The organism is Nostoc sp. DSM 114161 (genome assembly GCF_052692665.1).
Genome location: NZ_CP195141.1, coordinates 4,397,602 through 4,411,994, shown reverse-complemented (window position 1 = coordinate 4,411,994; position 14,393 = coordinate 4,397,602). Strand labels below are relative to the sequence as shown.

The window sequence follows — 14,393 nt, the reverse complement described above, 5'->3', positions numbered from 1 at the left end:
AAAAGGTTTCAATATTTTCGAGGGGAACATGAAATATGGATATGCAAGTCCTGAGAGAGCGTGCTGGTCTTAGCCGTGCGGAGGTCGCCTTCAGGCTTGCAATCAGCGAAACTAGTGTTCGCAACTGGGAGGCTGGGCGTACTGAACCTACTATGACGCCAAAAAAATATTTAGATGCTTTGCGTCTGTTCAAATGTACACCTGAAGAGTTGGCAGCGGCAAGTGAAAAGTCAATTAATCAGCGACATAAACGCAAACCAGGTAGGCCGAGACGCTTTCCAGATACTCCAGTACCTCAAGTAACTGATTCGCCAGTTTGTAGCTGAGAATTCAGGAGTCGGAATTCAGAATTCAGAACTCAGAATTCAGGAGTCAGAATTCTGAATGCATAACTAGAAAAAGTTCGGTTTTACAGCAAGGTTCACAGGGCCGCAGGCTCATTAGGGCTGCGCTCAGTAGCTAGACATAATTAAATGTAAAATACAAAAGTTTAAAAGCTTGATAGCAACTGACTTTTCTCTTCTGCATTCTGCTTTCTGCCTGTTGCCTTCTACTTATCGCCCAGTCATACTGAATTCTGAATTCTGAACTCTGAGTCCTGAATTCTAGATTCTTGTTGATAAAATCTAACTTAGGAATGTAGATTTTTTGATTTACAACTCCTAGTCTAAAGTGCGTTAGCTGTCTTGGTAACTTGATGTTTCTCAGGTATTGGCATCTTAAGCTAATGGGAAGGCAGCATAAGTCAGGCATTTGACCATCAGCGACTAATTGTGCCCCTGTTTTGGAGTTAAAGTTTGATGTTTGATTTTGCTCCAGTGAAGATTCCGCTTCTACCACTACTGGAAAGATAAAGTTTCGATCTTGATTGATAAACCTTCTCACGGCTGATGAGCAAAAAATCAGCACTTCCTTGGTCTGTTAAATAGTTGGTTTTCAAGACATCTGCTACCGTATATTTACCTAAAATATTGAGTTGGGTAACAATTTTGATATAGTTGTCTGGGCGATTAGTTCCTGCTTAGAGGGAAAATAGCAATTAAACAGACAGCATGGGAGATGAGAAATCAGAAACAATCAACAAAGAAACTTTTTAGCAATTCTTAGGGTTTATGCCTGGGGCGGTTCGTTTAAATAACCTAAACTCTAACCAGTGCGATCGCTCACGGTATTTGCCACAACCACACGATAAAATTCTAAAACCATAATCGTACTAAAGGGCTAAATGGCAGAAACACTATTCTTCAACGCCTTGCGTGAAGCCATTGATGAAGAAATGGCGCGTGACTCCAGCGTATTTGTTCTTGGTGAAGACGTAGGACACTACGGCGGCTCCTATAAAGTTACCAAAGACCTGTACCAAAAGTATGGCGAACTCCGAGTTCTAGACACCCCCATCGCTGAAAACAGCTTTACCGGCTTGGCAGTGGGAGCAGCTATGACTGGGTTGCGCCCCATCATCGAAGGTATGAATATGGGCTTTTTACTCCTAGCGTTCAATCAAATATCCAATAACGCTGGGATGCTGCGCTATACTTCTGGCGGAAACTTCAAAATTCCGATGGTAATTCGCGGCCCCGGAGGTGTGGGACGGCAGCTAGGGGCTGAACATTCCCAGCGACTAGAAACCTACTTTCAAGCGGTACCAGGGTTGAAGATTGTTGCCTGTTCCACACCCAGAAACGCGAAAGGACTACTAAAATCCGCTATCCGCGATGATAATCCGGTATTGTTCTTTGAACACGTTCTACTTTACAACTTAAAAGAAGACTTACCAGAAGAAGAATACCTGCTTCCCCTGGATAAAGCAGAACTTGTGCGTCAAGGTAAAGATGTCACAATTATTACTTATTCTCGGATGCGCCATCACGTGCTGCAAGCAGTAAAAACCCTTGAAAAACAAGGATACGATCCAGAAGTAATCGATTTAATATCCCTCAAACCATTAGATTTTGATACCATTGGTGCATCAGTAAGAAAAACCCATAAAGTCATTGTTGTGGAAGAATCCATGCGAACTGCGGGTATAGGAGCAGAAGTCATCGCTTCAATTAACGATCGCTTATTTGATGAGTTGGATGCACCAGTACTGCGGCTTTCTTCCCAAGATATTCCCACACCTTACAACGGCAATCTGGAAAGACTAACCATTGTCCAACCAGAGCAAATAGTGGAAGCTGTAGAAAAAATGGTAGCTTTGCGGGTGTAGCGCAGAGGGGCAGAGGGGCAGGGGAGGCAGGGGAGATGAAAAGATGTGGAGATGGGGAAGTGTGGGAAGTGTGGGGGGAAAGATTTCTTCCCCATCCTCCCACCCCTCCCACACTTCCTGCTTGCCCATACCCAATGCCCAATGCCCCATGCCCAATGCCCACTTTCCATTCATAACTGCATAAAAGAGCGCTATTATAGCCTTTGTCAGTTGCGAGTTATGGTATGCAAAGACAGCGATCGCTATTAATTTTGATTTTAGTTCTAGTAATCGCCGCGATAACGGTGATTGCTACGATTCCGATACCTCTTGGACTTGATTTGCGGGGAGGTTCACAGCTCACAATTCAGGTGAAACCATCAGCAGAAATTCCCCAAATCAGTGACCGTGAATTGGAAGGTGTGAAGAAAGTTGTCGAAGGTCGGATTAATGGTTTGGGTGTTTCTGAGCCAGTGATCCAAACAGTCGGCACAGATAAGATATTAGTGCAATTGCCAGGGGTCAACGACCCAGAGCAAGCTGAACGGGTGCTAGGGGGTACGGCGCAGTTAGAATTTCGCACGCAAAAGCCGAATACAGAAACTCAACTTTTAGCTTTCCAAACATCACGAGCTGAATTGAAGATAAAGCAAGAAGAATTGAGAAAAAGCAATGATAAAGCAGCAATAGCCAAAAATCAAGAAGATTTACAGAAAAATAATCAAGCGATCGTTGAATTGTTTGAAAGCACCAACCCGCCGCTAATCGGTAAATACCTCAAAGATGCCTATGGCGAACCCACTCAAGGTAACAATTGGAATGTTGCCATTCGCTTCGACCAAAAGGGTGGTGAACTTTTCGCTCAGCTGACGAAAAGCCTTGCTGGGACTGGGCGTAGTATTGGTGTATTTCTGGATAATGAACTAATCAGCGCTCCTACTGTCGGTATTGAATTTGCCTCTACTGGAATTACCGGAGGTTCTGCCGTAATTACCGGTCGGTTTACCGCACAACAAGCTAATGATTTGGGCGTACAGCTACGCGGTGGCGCATTACCCGTACCAGTAGAAATTGCAGAGATTCGTACTGTTGGGGCAACTTTAGGTAAAGACAGCATCACTAGCAGTATCTATGCTGGTATTGGTGGTCTGGTTTTGGTATTAATATTTATGGTGGTGTACTATAGACTACCAGGATTGATTGCCGATCTAGCATTATTAATCTATTCCTTGTTGACCTGGGCTACCTTTGCTCTGTTGGGTGTGACCCTAACCCTACCAGGAATTGCCGGTTTTATTCTCAGTATTGGTATGGCGGTTGATGCAAACGTACTCATTTTTGAGCGGACGCGGGAAGAATTGCAAGCAGGCAAATCGCTGTATCGTTCTATAGAATCTGGCTTTTACCGTGCTTTTTCGAGTATTTTAGACGGCAACGTGACCACAGTCATCGCCTGTGCTGCGCTATTCTGGCTAGGGGCTGGTTTGGTAAAAGGCTTCGCTCTGACTTTGGCTTTGGGTGTAGCTGTGAGTATGTTTAGTGCAATTACTTGTACTCGCACCTTGATGTTTTTAGCATATACAATTCCCGCACTGCGGAAACCAGAATATTTTTCTCCCAACCTGCCAACATCAAATAAGGCAGAGGTGTCTCAATGAAACTGAGTATTAACAAATCGCGATCGCTTTGGTGGGCTATTTCTAGTGCCATTATCTTAGCTGGTATCATCTCAATGGTGATTTCTTGGCAAAACCCCAACATTAAAGCACCCCTTCGTCCTAGTTTGGATTTCGTCGGTGGTACGCGATTACAGTTTGAAAGGGATTGTACCAAACCCGGTAACTGCGATCGCCCCATTGATATCAACGTCGTTCGAGAAGTCGCTAAAGCTCAAGGACTCGGCGATAGCAGCATCCAAATTGTCGCTGACAAAAGCACTGGTGCAGAAAATGGTATATTAATTCGCACAAAAAATTTGGATCGCGAGCAGCGTACTAACTTGCAAAATGCCTTAAGCGAAAAAATCGGTACTTTTGATGACCAAAAAAATCAATTTGATACCGTTGGCCCGACTCTGGGAGGAGAACTGTTTAGATCTGGGGTAATAGCTCTGATCGTTTCCTTTGCAGGTATTATTATTTACTTGAGTTTCCGGTTTCAGTTAGATTATGCGGTGTTTGCTGTCGTCGCTCTATTTCATGATGTCTTGGTCACAGTAGGGATTTTTTCGATTTTAGGTTTAGTATTGGGTACTGAAGTCGATAGCTTATTTATCGTTGCTCTACTGACGATTACAGGTTTTTCAGTCAACGATACAGTGGTGATTTACGATCGCATTCGAGAAACCCTGGCAATCAATCCCAACAGAGCGATCGCTGACATTGTTGATGATGCCGTCAACCAAACCCTAGCAAGGTCTATCAACACGACTTTAACAACATTGCTAACATTATTTGCAATCTTTCTATTTGGTGGAGAAACACTCAAGAATTTTGCCCTAGCTTTAATTATTGGCTTTACAATGGGGGCTTATTCAAGTATTTTCATCGCCAGCACTCTCTTAACTTTGTGGCGAGAACGCACGGATAGATCTCAGGGGTTAGTTAATGCTGAAATTGATACATCTGCGGGTAATTAGTCATTAGTCATTAGTCATTAGTCATTAGTGAATAAAAAGGACAACTGACAAATGACAAATGACAAAGCGCAAAGTCTCTTGCGTTCGCGTAGCGTCTCGAAGAGAGGTTCCCGACCATCGGAACTTTGTAAGAGAGAACAAATGACAAATGACAAAGAACAAATGACCAATGACAAAGAACAAATGACAACTGACCCAGCATTTGCTCAACAAGTAGAAAGGCTATACCAGCTAACAGTATATGGTAGATGGTTATTTGTGAGCTTTTTATGGCTCACTGTTGCGCCTGTTTCTTTATGGGGGCTACGTTCAGAAATTTCTCTGTGGCAACAATATTTTACTTGGGTAGCAGTGCGATATGGACTTTTCTATCATCCACTGCCTACCTTCGGTTTAGCTTTTTGTATTGGGATGACTGCTGCTGTCTTAGTTTGGCAAAGTCGCAATATCTTACTGGGATTACCAGAGCAAGAAAAACAACGTTTAGAAAAACAAGTTTATCGAATACGTCAGCAAGGGCCAACTCATCCTTTATGGAAGTGGGTTTGTTACTGAATATTGACCTAGCTAACTAAATTTTGTCTCTCGTTGCATATAGATATACACATTCAACAATTTCCAGCAAAATATGACTTAGCAATAGCTAAGATACAGCCAAAGTGAGTGCAATACATGAATAATCCTCAAATTCAATTTAGCGATCGCAAATCTGAAATTGACCTTTATCAACTCCAAGAACTGTTAAATATTTCAGCTTTCTGGGCAAAAGGCCGCAGTATTGAGGATTTAAGTATAGCCATTGCCAACAGTGAGCCAGTGATTTCCGCCTGGGACAGTCAGCGACTCATAGGCTTTGCTAGAGCAACATCTGATGGCATATATCGCGCTACGATTTGGGATGTTGTGATTCATCCAGAGTATCGAAATAACGGTCTGGGAAGCAATTTAGTGGAAACTGTTTTGAGCCATCCCCGCATGAGATGGGTTGAGCGCGTTTATCTGATGACTACTCATCAACAGGAATTCTACAAAAAGATTGGTTTCCAGCCAAACACGACTACTACGATGGTCTTGCATAACTTAGCTAACCTGAGTTTGCTTCCTGATACAGAAGTTGAACTCGAACAATCACCGAAATAGTGGTGTGCGTTGACTGTTGACTATCGCTTCTCTACGATACACTCTTGCTACCTTGCTTCTTTCCAGGGGTATCCTCGAATTCAAAATTAATTAAATAATACCAATTCAAATAATGTTTGCGACACATCAATTATCCGTAAGGGCACAACATTGTTGTGCCCCTACGCATCTGTCGTATTCTTTTTTCAAATTGGTAGAATTTTTTAATTTTTCAACTTTGAATTAAGTAGAAACACTAAATTCAACTAAAAAAGAGGTTGCCGGGTTTCGGCTCCGCGGAAGTTGAGCGTAGTCGAAACTCAACCCTCGCCTTCTCAGCGATCGAGCATTGAGCGTACCCTACCCTTCTCCTAACGGAGACGCTGCGCGAACGGGATCTTGCTTGGCGTAGCGTCTCCCTTTGGGAGAAGTCGAAATGCGTCTTCTAAATAATTGTGTCCACCTACTTATCTGAATTTTGAACTTGAAATTGAATTTGAGCGATGCTTCTAAGCCTTTTAATATCATCCATTTAAAGACTTATTATTTAAAGGGGATTTATTAGCAGAGCGAAAAGGCTTTTGTGATTTCCAACCGCTTTGAATCAGCACTCAGCACTACCAGATACAGGAATAGAAATTTGTAGTCTGCTGTGCTGCTGCGGTAATTCCTTGAGAATTGGAGAAGGGAAAATTTCTAGTTTTCCTCCCATAACTTCAACCAGAATTTGATTGATTAATAGCCTCATTCCTGGAGAAAGGGTAACGCTCTCTAAATGAGCTTGACTCAGCTGATTTTCAGATTTAATCGAGTCAATTAGCTCGCTCGAAGGTATGGTATTCGCTGGTACATCTAGCCAAATATTCACAAAATTATTTGTAGAGGCATTGCTGGTAGAAATATAAATGCTGCCTTCTTCCATCTGACTAATGGCACTATCTATTAAACTGATTAATATTTGGCGGAGGCAGAGATGATCTGCCAAAACATAAATTTCTGGGTCTGCTGGTAACAATTGCAACGGGAAATTGCGATTTGCCGCCAGCATATAAGTTAAGTTATAAACTTCCTCCAAAATGTTAGCTAAGGATCTCGGTTGAATATCTAGTTTATTTGTACCATGCTCGGTTCTGGCAACGTTGAGAATTTCATCCATTAGCTTTAGCAGTTTCAAGGTTCGCTCATGAGCTTGGACAATAAATTCTCGTTCTTCAGCAGGACTTTCACACAGATCTGACAAAATTAACTGATGTAAACCAATTAAACCATTCAGGGGCGATCGCAATTCGTGGGTCGTCCGCGCCAAAAAACCAGCTTTAAACTGGCTCATTTCTCTTGCCATCAAGTACGCTAGCTGGGTTTGCTGCATTTGTTGTGATATTGATGGCATATCCTGTTGGTCTAATGGCGCTACCGGGGATAAGCTAGATGAAGAGTTTGGCAATCGCTTAAATAATCGACAAAAACCTAGACCTAGTGCTATTCCTGCTCCTAAATATATCCAGTTACTCCAATTCATATTTTGGCAATTATTAACTTGTTAATTGACCACAACAACCCAAATTAAAGTTCCGTATTTTTGGGCTGTTGAAACTAGGGAAACAACATTATAGCTATGTCTAGCAGTTTTAAATGATTTGTGAAATCTTGCTGCTGTTGACTGTTAACTGTTAACAGTCAACAGCTACCAATAACATTTTTTACAACTAAAATACGATCGCTATATATTTATTTATCATTCGATGAATTTAACTTTATTGCACCTTGCCGGAGAATCTGCCAATTAATTCCTGTCCATTTGGCAACGGTGGAAGGTATACCCAATCCTAGTATTTCATTCTCGGATTCTGTCGTTGTCAGAGTCAAAACATCGGGAAACTGAGCCGTAATTTCAGCCATTGTTTGCAAAGGCGGCTGACCGGAGAAATTCGCACTAGTGGTGGCCAGAGGGCCTGTTTGCGCCAAAATAGTTTGAGCGATCGCACTGTTAGGTACTCGAATCCCAATTGTTGTCGGGTCAGTAGGATTCATAACTTTTGGCAGAAGCTGACTTGCTGGTAACACTAATGTCAGCCCTCCCGGCCAATATTTATCTGTTAATTCTTGCCAAATTTTATACTCGTTTTCGCTACCTTTGACATAAGGCCACAAATCTTGAGCACTAGCAGCCATCAAAATCAAAGGTTTGTCTTGACTGCGTTGCTTTGCCACAAAAATTAATTCGGCTTTTTCTGGTATTGCTGCTAGCGCGGGAACCGTGTCTGTGGGAAAACTCACCAAGGAACCAGCGCGTGCGCCAGCTATGAGCTTTTCTAGAGAAACTTGGGTCATGTTTACGAAACAGTTAGGAGTTAAGAGTTAAAATTTAGCAGCGGCGATCGAAAGCGTTCTCATGCAGACATACACCAATTTTCAACTCTAGTTAAAGGCAGTATCGATATATTAAACCATACAGTAGAGGCGCACAGATGTGCGCCCCTAGAGCTAATTCCTTTTTTGCAAAGATTTTTACTTATCGCTCCTAACTTTTATAAGCTAGGGCGAAGCGTTCAATTCCAGCTAAGTCAGGGTGAATTTGAATTTTACAATAGCTACCTTGATTTTCTAAAAGTTCTCGCACTGTATCTGCCTGTCCCGCCATCATCTCAATCAGCCAGACACCACCAGGTTGTAAATACTGAGGAGAAATATCTATCAAATGGCGGATGCAATCTAAGCCATCAGCACCACCATCCAAAGCTAGATGTGGTTCGTGGTTGAATACTTCTGGTTGCAAACTAGGTAAGGTACTGGTGGGTATGTAAGGGGGATTCGACACCATACCACTGAACTGACCTTTGAGGAATGTCAGTGGCTCCCACCAAGAACCTTGATAAAATCGAATGCGGTCAGCCAGACCCAAATTATTGGCATTGGTTTGGGCGATCGCCAATGCTTCAACGCTGTAATCAACTGCATGAATTGTTGCGTTTGGCAAGGCATCTGCTAGTCCAATGGCGATCGCTCCACTGCCGGTACCCAAATCCGCCCAGTGTCCCGAAGCATTACCACCAGCTGCTACAGCCAAATCAATTAAGCATTCTGTTTCTGGTCGCGGAATCAAAACCGCATTCGATACGGCGATTTTAAACTGACGCCAAGGTGTAGCTTTGGCAATATACTGCACCGGCAAACGTTCATTTAATCGCCTCTGCCACAACCGATCTAACTCTTCCAGAGGTAATTGCATCTGAATTTGCGGCCAATTTTTAAAAGACTCCAAACGGAGTGCCAAACGATCTAAACCAGCTACTTCTTGGAGTAACCAATCTACTTCTGTTGGTGGAACATCAGTGGCGCAAGCTGCTTTAACTGCTGCATTCCGCCACTGCCAAAGTTCTAAACCAGAAACTATCAGATGTTTGTCCCCCATGCCTCAACCTTGGAGAGCAAATCGATTATTTTTTCGGAGCGGGTGCAGCAGCAGGCTTAGCAGCAGGTGACTGATTCGGCGCAAGCGATCGAATAAAATTGATAGATTCCCGCGATGGATATAAAACAATTTTATTAATACTGGGATCGTTGCTAGTATTGAGAGCTTCCATCACACCGTATAAATCCACCACCTGAATTTCAGTGTTTTCTGCTTCCTTGGGTACGGCTTTTTTAAATTCATCAAGCAGAGCTACAGCTTGTTCTTTTTCAAAAAAGAAAGGAATGTAGCGCTCGTTACCTTTTGCCAGAGGAATTGTCAGATAGCTATTATCTTTTTTAAATTTCGGCACAAACAAAGGAATACCGTTGAATTGCTCAACTTTTTTACCATTTGCGTTCACCATACTTGTTGCTGACGCTACCTGTGCTTGGGTCGGGACTAAAGTATAAATTACTGAGTCTGACTTCTTTTTGCTTTCCAGCACTATCTTATAGTAGTCAGCCAAAGACAAAGGTCTTACCTGTAAGGTGCTTGCCAGTTGAGGATTTTCTTTTTTCAAGCGATTATCAAGGAATTTTTGAGCATCTTGCTTGCTAATAAAAAATCCTACTTGAGAGACGGTCTTGGATTGGTTGTTCCTGGAAAGAACTACGAATTCGCCTTTGGGATTTGTGAGAGTGAATACGGGTACTTCTTGTAGCTTTTTCACTACTTGGTCTTGTGGTAAAGCCACCGCCTCTAGATTACCTAGTCCTGGCAGATTACCTATTCCTGAAAGTCCTCCTAAAAAGACACTCCCAGCTATACCTAATGTTGCGCCCCAACGAACCAATGATTTCATGACTGCTCCTCGCATCAATAAGACAATTAAACTAAACAAATGGTTGGATTTGCACAGCACCAACTAGCTTCAGTTATATAGCAATCTATTTTAGTTGTGAAAATTTATTTGTAAACAACTCATGAGGTCAATTGACTGTTGAAAGTCAACGATCGAAGTAAAATAATCCCAACTATTGAAGATTGTTATAATATCGCCTTTACCAATAGACTGTGCTAAAGTCGTGTTTTTGTCAATTTTACTTTGCTGTTCGCCGCTAAATTCTGTAGATGCTTATTTTTTGGCTTGTCGAACAGTGAAAAGTCTTTCTAACCCTGAAAATAATAAATGCCATTGTATTGACTTTCTCTAATACTGGGTGACGGCATGACTTTATCAATCGTTCCATCTAGCCCTAACTAAATATCTTCTCAAATTTATACAAAGTACAGGATCGCGAGTACCTTATTTATCAAAGACTAAATTTAGCTAACATCCTTAAAAAGCTAGTCCAAGACAAAAATAACCAGATTAATTTTCTGCGTGAAAATATGCAACTTGATTGCTCATTTTAGCAACAAAACTTTAGTCTATTTGCCCTAAATGGCAGAAATTTTTCAGAGAGTTTGTAGATTTACTTGATTGCTCAGACAAAAAACCCTTAATAAATATAGACATCTAGTGAAATTAATTCTGCCTTACCCGAAAACCTTGTAGAGACGTAGCAGTGCTACGTCTTTGTATACCTGTGTGTGGAGATTCGCTAACAGTGTGCCTCAGCGATCGCAATGTTAGTAATTTTTGATTTTTTCATCAGACATATCAATTAAACCCAACCAAATTTATCAATAAGTACGGGTTTAATTAATATCTCTTAACTAAATCGGGATGACAGGATTTGAACCTGCGGCATCCTGCTCCCAAAGCAGGCGCGCTACCAAGCTGCGCTACATCCCGGCTACACCTATCTACTTTTTGCGGTTGGGTTCTGACTTTTTAGACAAGCGATCGCCCTTTAGCAAAAGCATTAAGGCTATTATATCACATAATACTGCTCTTGCAAAATTTTTTTCCCTGTAAACACCAGATACATAGCCCCTTTAAATTAAATAAAGGTTTTTGTGCCGACTGAGTTCTACAAGACATAATATTTTGTGCTTGCTTGTCGGCTTAACCTTCCCAAACCATATCAAAACAATACAACTTTACTAAAGTACCTGATTTTATTGTGGAAATCGGGTTTTATTTGAATCGGCTCTTAGTGAGGATACCAGAACATACCTTTAATACCTTCTGGATCTGGCATAAACCCCATAGTTCGGTAGAAATCTACAACATGAGGATCGGCAAAGAGAGTCACATTGCTAATCTCTTCACTCCTCAGTTTTTTGAGGACGTATTTCATCAGTGCCTTGCCCAGTCCTTGATTTTGGAAGTCTGGGTGAACGACCACATCCCAAATTGTGGCATTAAAGGCATGATCTGAAGTAGCGCGGGCAAAACCAATGAGCCGTTTTTGGTTTCCTCTTACCTGCCACATCGAGGCGACGAGAAAACTATGCTCAATGGCTTTTTTGACTTTTCTTAAAGGACGACGCGACCAACCAACTGCATCACAGAGTTCTTCTAGTTCATACAGATCGATGTCTCGCTCTGTACTGAAGACGATGCGAGCCTCTTTTGAAGAAGCTTCACTAACACCACTGGCGCTATTACCCGCGGTTTCCGCTGTATGTTCTTCAAATGAGTTTGTTCTAGTTGTCGCTACAGACTCAGGAGTACTAAACCAAGTTTTCCAAAAACCCATGCCAACAAGGTTCGGGTAATATAACTAAATTGGCTTCCACTCTCAGGAGTGTTGATTCATGCTTAACGTAGCTAGCCTCATTTACTACCCCTAACACTCAAAATTTTTGGGTTGTTTTCGAGATTTGTAATCGTACTAGCCACAAAGGGCATGTTTCACACCAATCATCTTCAACTTTAGCATTTTGTTGTAAACCCTAGTAAAAATTCAGCAAAAGGGAAGAATATAAGTAATTCAAAAAAAATCATACCCTGTTGTGATTCCTCTGGCTGACTGTGTGGGAAACAACCCAAGCTGCTTGTGACTTTTCTGGAAATAAATAAAGAAAACCCAATTCTGGCAAAGATCCTGTGAATTGTTCGTATGCAGCTTAAATGCAGGTTAGCTTAAGAGTGAATGGTATATCAGGGATTTGAATACCGGGAAAACTTTTCCCACTCCCCAGTTCTCAATACCCAGTCCCTAGTCCCCAGGTGACGAAAGCAAGCGAGTCTTACCCTTAACAATGGCTTCTGGTTTAAAATCTTCGACACTGGAACTCCTAAAGCGCTTTAATCGAGCGTTTCCCCAGTTTTATGAGCAATTCGTCAGCAGTGAGATTCAACTACAAAATTTACGGCTAGCCTACCGTCTCTATAAGACTAGACGCGCTGTTATTGAACTGAAACCGGAAGGTAGCAAAAGTGCCTTGCATTTTGCCTACCGCAACCAGTCTTTTCTGCTCAGCGATATTTTTGGTGTACTAGCAGCTTATGGTTTAACAATCCACGGTCTGAGTCTATACGGTCAAATCCGTCCGCCGATGTTAGTTTTTATCAAACTGCTAGTCTCTCGTGGTAGTAAAGCCTTGACCGATAAAACCGCAGAAAATGTCTGCCGCGCCATTCGCGAAGCTTTAGGAGGTCGGTTTGAGGTAGAAGAAATGCTGGCAGTAGAATTCAATCTTGACACGGGCTTAGAGCAGGTACAAACTGAGTTCTATGTCGATCCGGTTTTTCATCTCCCTGCCCTAGTGATTGAAGCTGATAATCAACCAGGATTATTTTACAAAGTAATGTATGCCATCTGGCAGGAAGATCTGCTGGTAGTCAATGCCAATTTACTCGTTTGGCGCGGACGTACGCGGCTGATTCTCTACTTGTTGGGGCCCAATGAAAGCTTGATTCCTGAATATCTGGGTCACAAAATTGCTGAAGGGGTGCGACAGAGGTTGCTGGGGAGATGAAAAAAGTTAGGAGTTAAGAGTTAAGAGTTTGGAGTTAAGTAAGAGAGTAGGTTATGGCTTACAAGGCATATTCAACCAAAATTATGTCTTATCTCCTGTACCCTATAACCTGAGGTTAGGAGTTGGGAGTTGTTGATTTTGTAACTCCAAACTCTGAACTCCTAACTCCTCAAACTTCGTATTTAGTCGCACCCACCCTTAGGGGTACGATATAAGTATGGCAACTATTGAAATCTTGGGCGTTCCACACGCATACGAGCTAACGGCTCCCACTTCCTGCCCCCACGCTTTAGTATTTATTCACGGTTGGCTCAATAGCCGTGGATACTGGCAACCTGTGATTTCCCGCCTATCAGATGATTTGCAGTGCCTGTCCTATGATTTGCGGGGTTTTGGTGAATCCCAGTCCCAGGTAAAAACTGATTTTAGTCGGGCACAAACGTCTGTAAGTCTGACACCCATCTCCAGTAGTGGGTTTAGTTCACCTTTCGATTCTCTTTATACCCCTGCTGCCTATGCTCAGGATTTAGCAATTCTTCTGGAACAGCTAAATATTACTAGTGCTTGGCTAATTGGTCACTCTTTAGGAGGTACGATCGCTCTATGGGGAGCAGATCTAATACCTGAGTGTGTTAAGGGAGTTATTTGTATCAACGCTGGTGGCGGTATTTACCTCAAAGAAGCTTTTGAGCAGTTTCGCTCAGCAGGTCAGAAATTTTTGCAAATCCGTCCGCGTTGGCTCTCCCAAGTGCCTTTAATTGATTTGCTGTTTACCAGAGCCAGTGTGGCGCGTCCTTTAGAGCGCTATTGGGCGCGTCAGCGGGTGATTGATTTCGTAGTGGCTGACCCAGAAGCGGCGCTGGGAACTCTGTTAGATTCTACAACTGAAGAAGAAATCAACCGCTTACCTGAGCTAGTATCTCAACTTCAGCAGCCAGTTTATTTTTTGGCTGGTTCGGAAGACAAAGTTATGGAACCCAAGTACGTCCGTCATTTAGCTAGCTTCCACAGACTGTTTCAATACTGTGGTGATAATGTTTTAGAAATTCCTAATTGCGGACACTTGGCTATGTTAGAGCAACCAGATGCAGTAGCCGATTACATCCGATCGATAGTTAAGAGTCAATAGTCAATAGTCATTAGTCATTTGTCTTTTGTCATTAGGCATGAGACATGGGGGA

The 14,393-nt window shown here is 42.4% G+C and carries 13 protein-coding genes and 1 tRNA gene; 8 read left to right on the top strand and 6 right to left on the bottom strand.

Going from position 1 to position 14,393, the window contains the following annotated elements; genetic code table 11:
* Window positions 1-35: 35 nt before the first annotated feature.
* The 6 genes from NSTC745_RS19130 (at window position 36) to NSTC745_RS19105 (ending at window position 5,966) form a co-directional block, all read left to right on the top strand.
* Window positions 36-326 (top strand): helix-turn-helix domain-containing protein, encoded by a 291-nt coding sequence (locus NSTC745_RS19130; RefSeq protein ID WP_096539965.1) that lies wholly within the window; start codon window positions 36-38, stop codon window positions 324-326.
* An 899-nt stretch (window positions 327-1,225) separates the two neighbouring features.
* The gene (locus NSTC745_RS19125; RefSeq protein WP_096539961.1) at window positions 1,226-2,209 is read left to right on the top strand and encodes an alpha-ketoacid dehydrogenase subunit beta; all 984 of its coding nucleotides are present in this window, start codon (window positions 1,226-1,228) and stop codon (window positions 2,207-2,209) included.
* Between the two features lie 224 nt (window positions 2,210-2,433).
* Complete coding sequence (gene secD, locus NSTC745_RS19120) at window positions 2,434-3,846, top strand: protein translocase subunit SecD (protein ID WP_445638644.1); 1,413 nt, start codon at window positions 2,434-2,436, stop codon at window positions 3,844-3,846.
* A complete protein-coding gene (gene secF, locus NSTC745_RS19115) occupies window positions 3,843-4,826 on the top strand; it encodes a protein translocase subunit SecF (protein ID WP_445632335.1) in 984 nt (327 codons plus the stop codon). The genes secD and secF overlap by 4 nt, the downstream gene beginning before the upstream one ends.
* A gap of 162 nt (window positions 4,827-4,988) precedes the next feature.
* Complete coding sequence (locus NSTC745_RS19110; protein WP_445638643.1) at window positions 4,989-5,381, top strand: hypothetical protein; 393 nt, start codon at window positions 4,989-4,991, stop codon at window positions 5,379-5,381.
* Between the two features lie 117 nt (window positions 5,382-5,498).
* Entirely contained in the window at window positions 5,499-5,966 is a 468-nt protein-coding gene (locus NSTC745_RS19105) for a GNAT family N-acetyltransferase (RefSeq protein ID WP_445632334.1), read from the top strand.
* Between the two features lie 583 nt (window positions 5,967-6,549).
* Here NSTC745_RS19105 and NSTC745_RS19100 read toward each other — a convergent pair.
* The 6 genes from NSTC745_RS19100 to NSTC745_RS19075 form a co-directional block, all read right to left on the bottom strand.
* Entirely contained in the window at window positions 6,550-7,464 is a 915-nt protein-coding gene (locus tag NSTC745_RS19100) for a sensor histidine kinase (RefSeq protein WP_445632333.1), read from the bottom strand.
* Between the two features lie 209 nt (window positions 7,465-7,673).
* A complete protein-coding gene (locus NSTC745_RS19095; RefSeq protein ID WP_445632332.1) occupies window positions 7,674-8,276 on the bottom strand; it encodes an L-threonylcarbamoyladenylate synthase in 603 nt (200 codons plus the stop codon).
* A gap of 190 nt (window positions 8,277-8,466) precedes the next feature.
* Window positions 8,467-9,357: a peptide chain release factor N(5)-glutamine methyltransferase gene (gene prmC / locus NSTC745_RS19090; protein WP_445632331.1), complete on the bottom strand. Its 891-nt coding sequence runs from the start codon at window positions 9,355-9,357 to the stop codon at window positions 8,467-8,469.
* A 25-nt stretch (window positions 9,358-9,382) separates the two neighbouring features.
* Window positions 9,383-10,201: a Tic22 family protein gene (locus NSTC745_RS19085; RefSeq protein ID WP_445632330.1), complete on the bottom strand. Its 819-nt coding sequence runs from the start codon at window positions 10,199-10,201 to the stop codon at window positions 9,383-9,385.
* An 862-nt stretch (window positions 10,202-11,063) separates the two neighbouring features.
* A tRNA-Pro gene (locus NSTC745_RS19080) sits at window positions 11,064-11,137 on the bottom strand.
* 301 nt (window positions 11,138-11,438) lie between these two features.
* Window positions 11,439-11,987, bottom strand: coding sequence for a GNAT family N-acetyltransferase (locus NSTC745_RS19075; RefSeq protein ID WP_445632329.1), 549 nt, complete (start codon window positions 11,985-11,987; stop codon window positions 11,439-11,441).
* A 505-nt stretch (window positions 11,988-12,492) separates the two neighbouring features.
* Here NSTC745_RS19075 and NSTC745_RS19070 point away from each other — a divergent pair.
* Together NSTC745_RS19070 and NSTC745_RS19065 are read left to right on the top strand one after the other, a co-directional pair.
* Complete coding sequence (locus NSTC745_RS19070; RefSeq protein ID WP_445632328.1) at window positions 12,493-13,212, top strand: hypothetical protein; 720 nt, start codon at window positions 12,493-12,495, stop codon at window positions 13,210-13,212.
* Window positions 13,213-13,429: 217 nt separating this feature from the next.
* Window positions 13,430-14,341, top strand: coding sequence for an alpha/beta fold hydrolase (locus NSTC745_RS19065; RefSeq protein ID WP_445632327.1), 912 nt, complete (start codon window positions 13,430-13,432; stop codon window positions 14,339-14,341).
* Window positions 14,342-14,393 lie beyond the last annotated feature (52 nt).

Coding starts and splice junctions, on each gene's coding strand:
- NSTC745_RS19075 (WP_445632329.1), bottom strand. CDS start 11,987: ATGGGTTTTTGGAAAACTTGGTTTAGTACTCCTGAGTCTGTAGCGACA.
- NSTC745_RS19085 (WP_445632330.1), bottom strand. CDS start 10,201: ATGAAATCATTGGTTCGTTGGGGCGCAACATTAGGTATAGCTGGGAGT.
- NSTC745_RS19070 (WP_445632328.1), top strand. CDS start 12,493: ATGGCTTCTGGTTTAAAATCTTCGACACTGGAACTCCTAAAGCGCTTT.
- secF (WP_445632335.1), top strand. CDS start 3,843: ATGAAACTGAGTATTAACAAATCGCGATCGCTTTGGTGGGCTATTTCT.
- secD (WP_445638644.1), top strand. CDS start 2,434: ATGCAAAGACAGCGATCGCTATTAATTTTGATTTTAGTTCTAGTAATC.
- NSTC745_RS19095 (WP_445632332.1), bottom strand. CDS start 8,276: ATGACCCAAGTTTCTCTAGAAAAGCTCATAGCTGGCGCACGCGCTGGT.
- NSTC745_RS19105 (WP_445632334.1), top strand. CDS start 5,499: ATGAATAATCCTCAAATTCAATTTAGCGATCGCAAATCTGAAATTGAC.
- NSTC745_RS19110 (WP_445638643.1), top strand. CDS start 4,989: ATGACCAATGACAAAGAACAAATGACAACTGACCCAGCATTTGCTCAA.
- NSTC745_RS19100 (WP_445632333.1), bottom strand. CDS start 7,464: ATGAATTGGAGTAACTGGATATATTTAGGAGCAGGAATAGCACTAGGT.
- NSTC745_RS19065 (WP_445632327.1), top strand. CDS start 13,430: ATGGCAACTATTGAAATCTTGGGCGTTCCACACGCATACGAGCTAACG.
- prmC (WP_445632331.1), bottom strand. CDS start 9,357: ATGGGGGACAAACATCTGATAGTTTCTGGTTTAGAACTTTGGCAGTGG.
- NSTC745_RS19125 (WP_096539961.1), top strand. CDS start 1,226: ATGGCAGAAACACTATTCTTCAACGCCTTGCGTGAAGCCATTGATGAA.
- NSTC745_RS19130 (WP_096539965.1), top strand. CDS start 36: ATGGATATGCAAGTCCTGAGAGAGCGTGCTGGTCTTAGCCGTGCGGAG.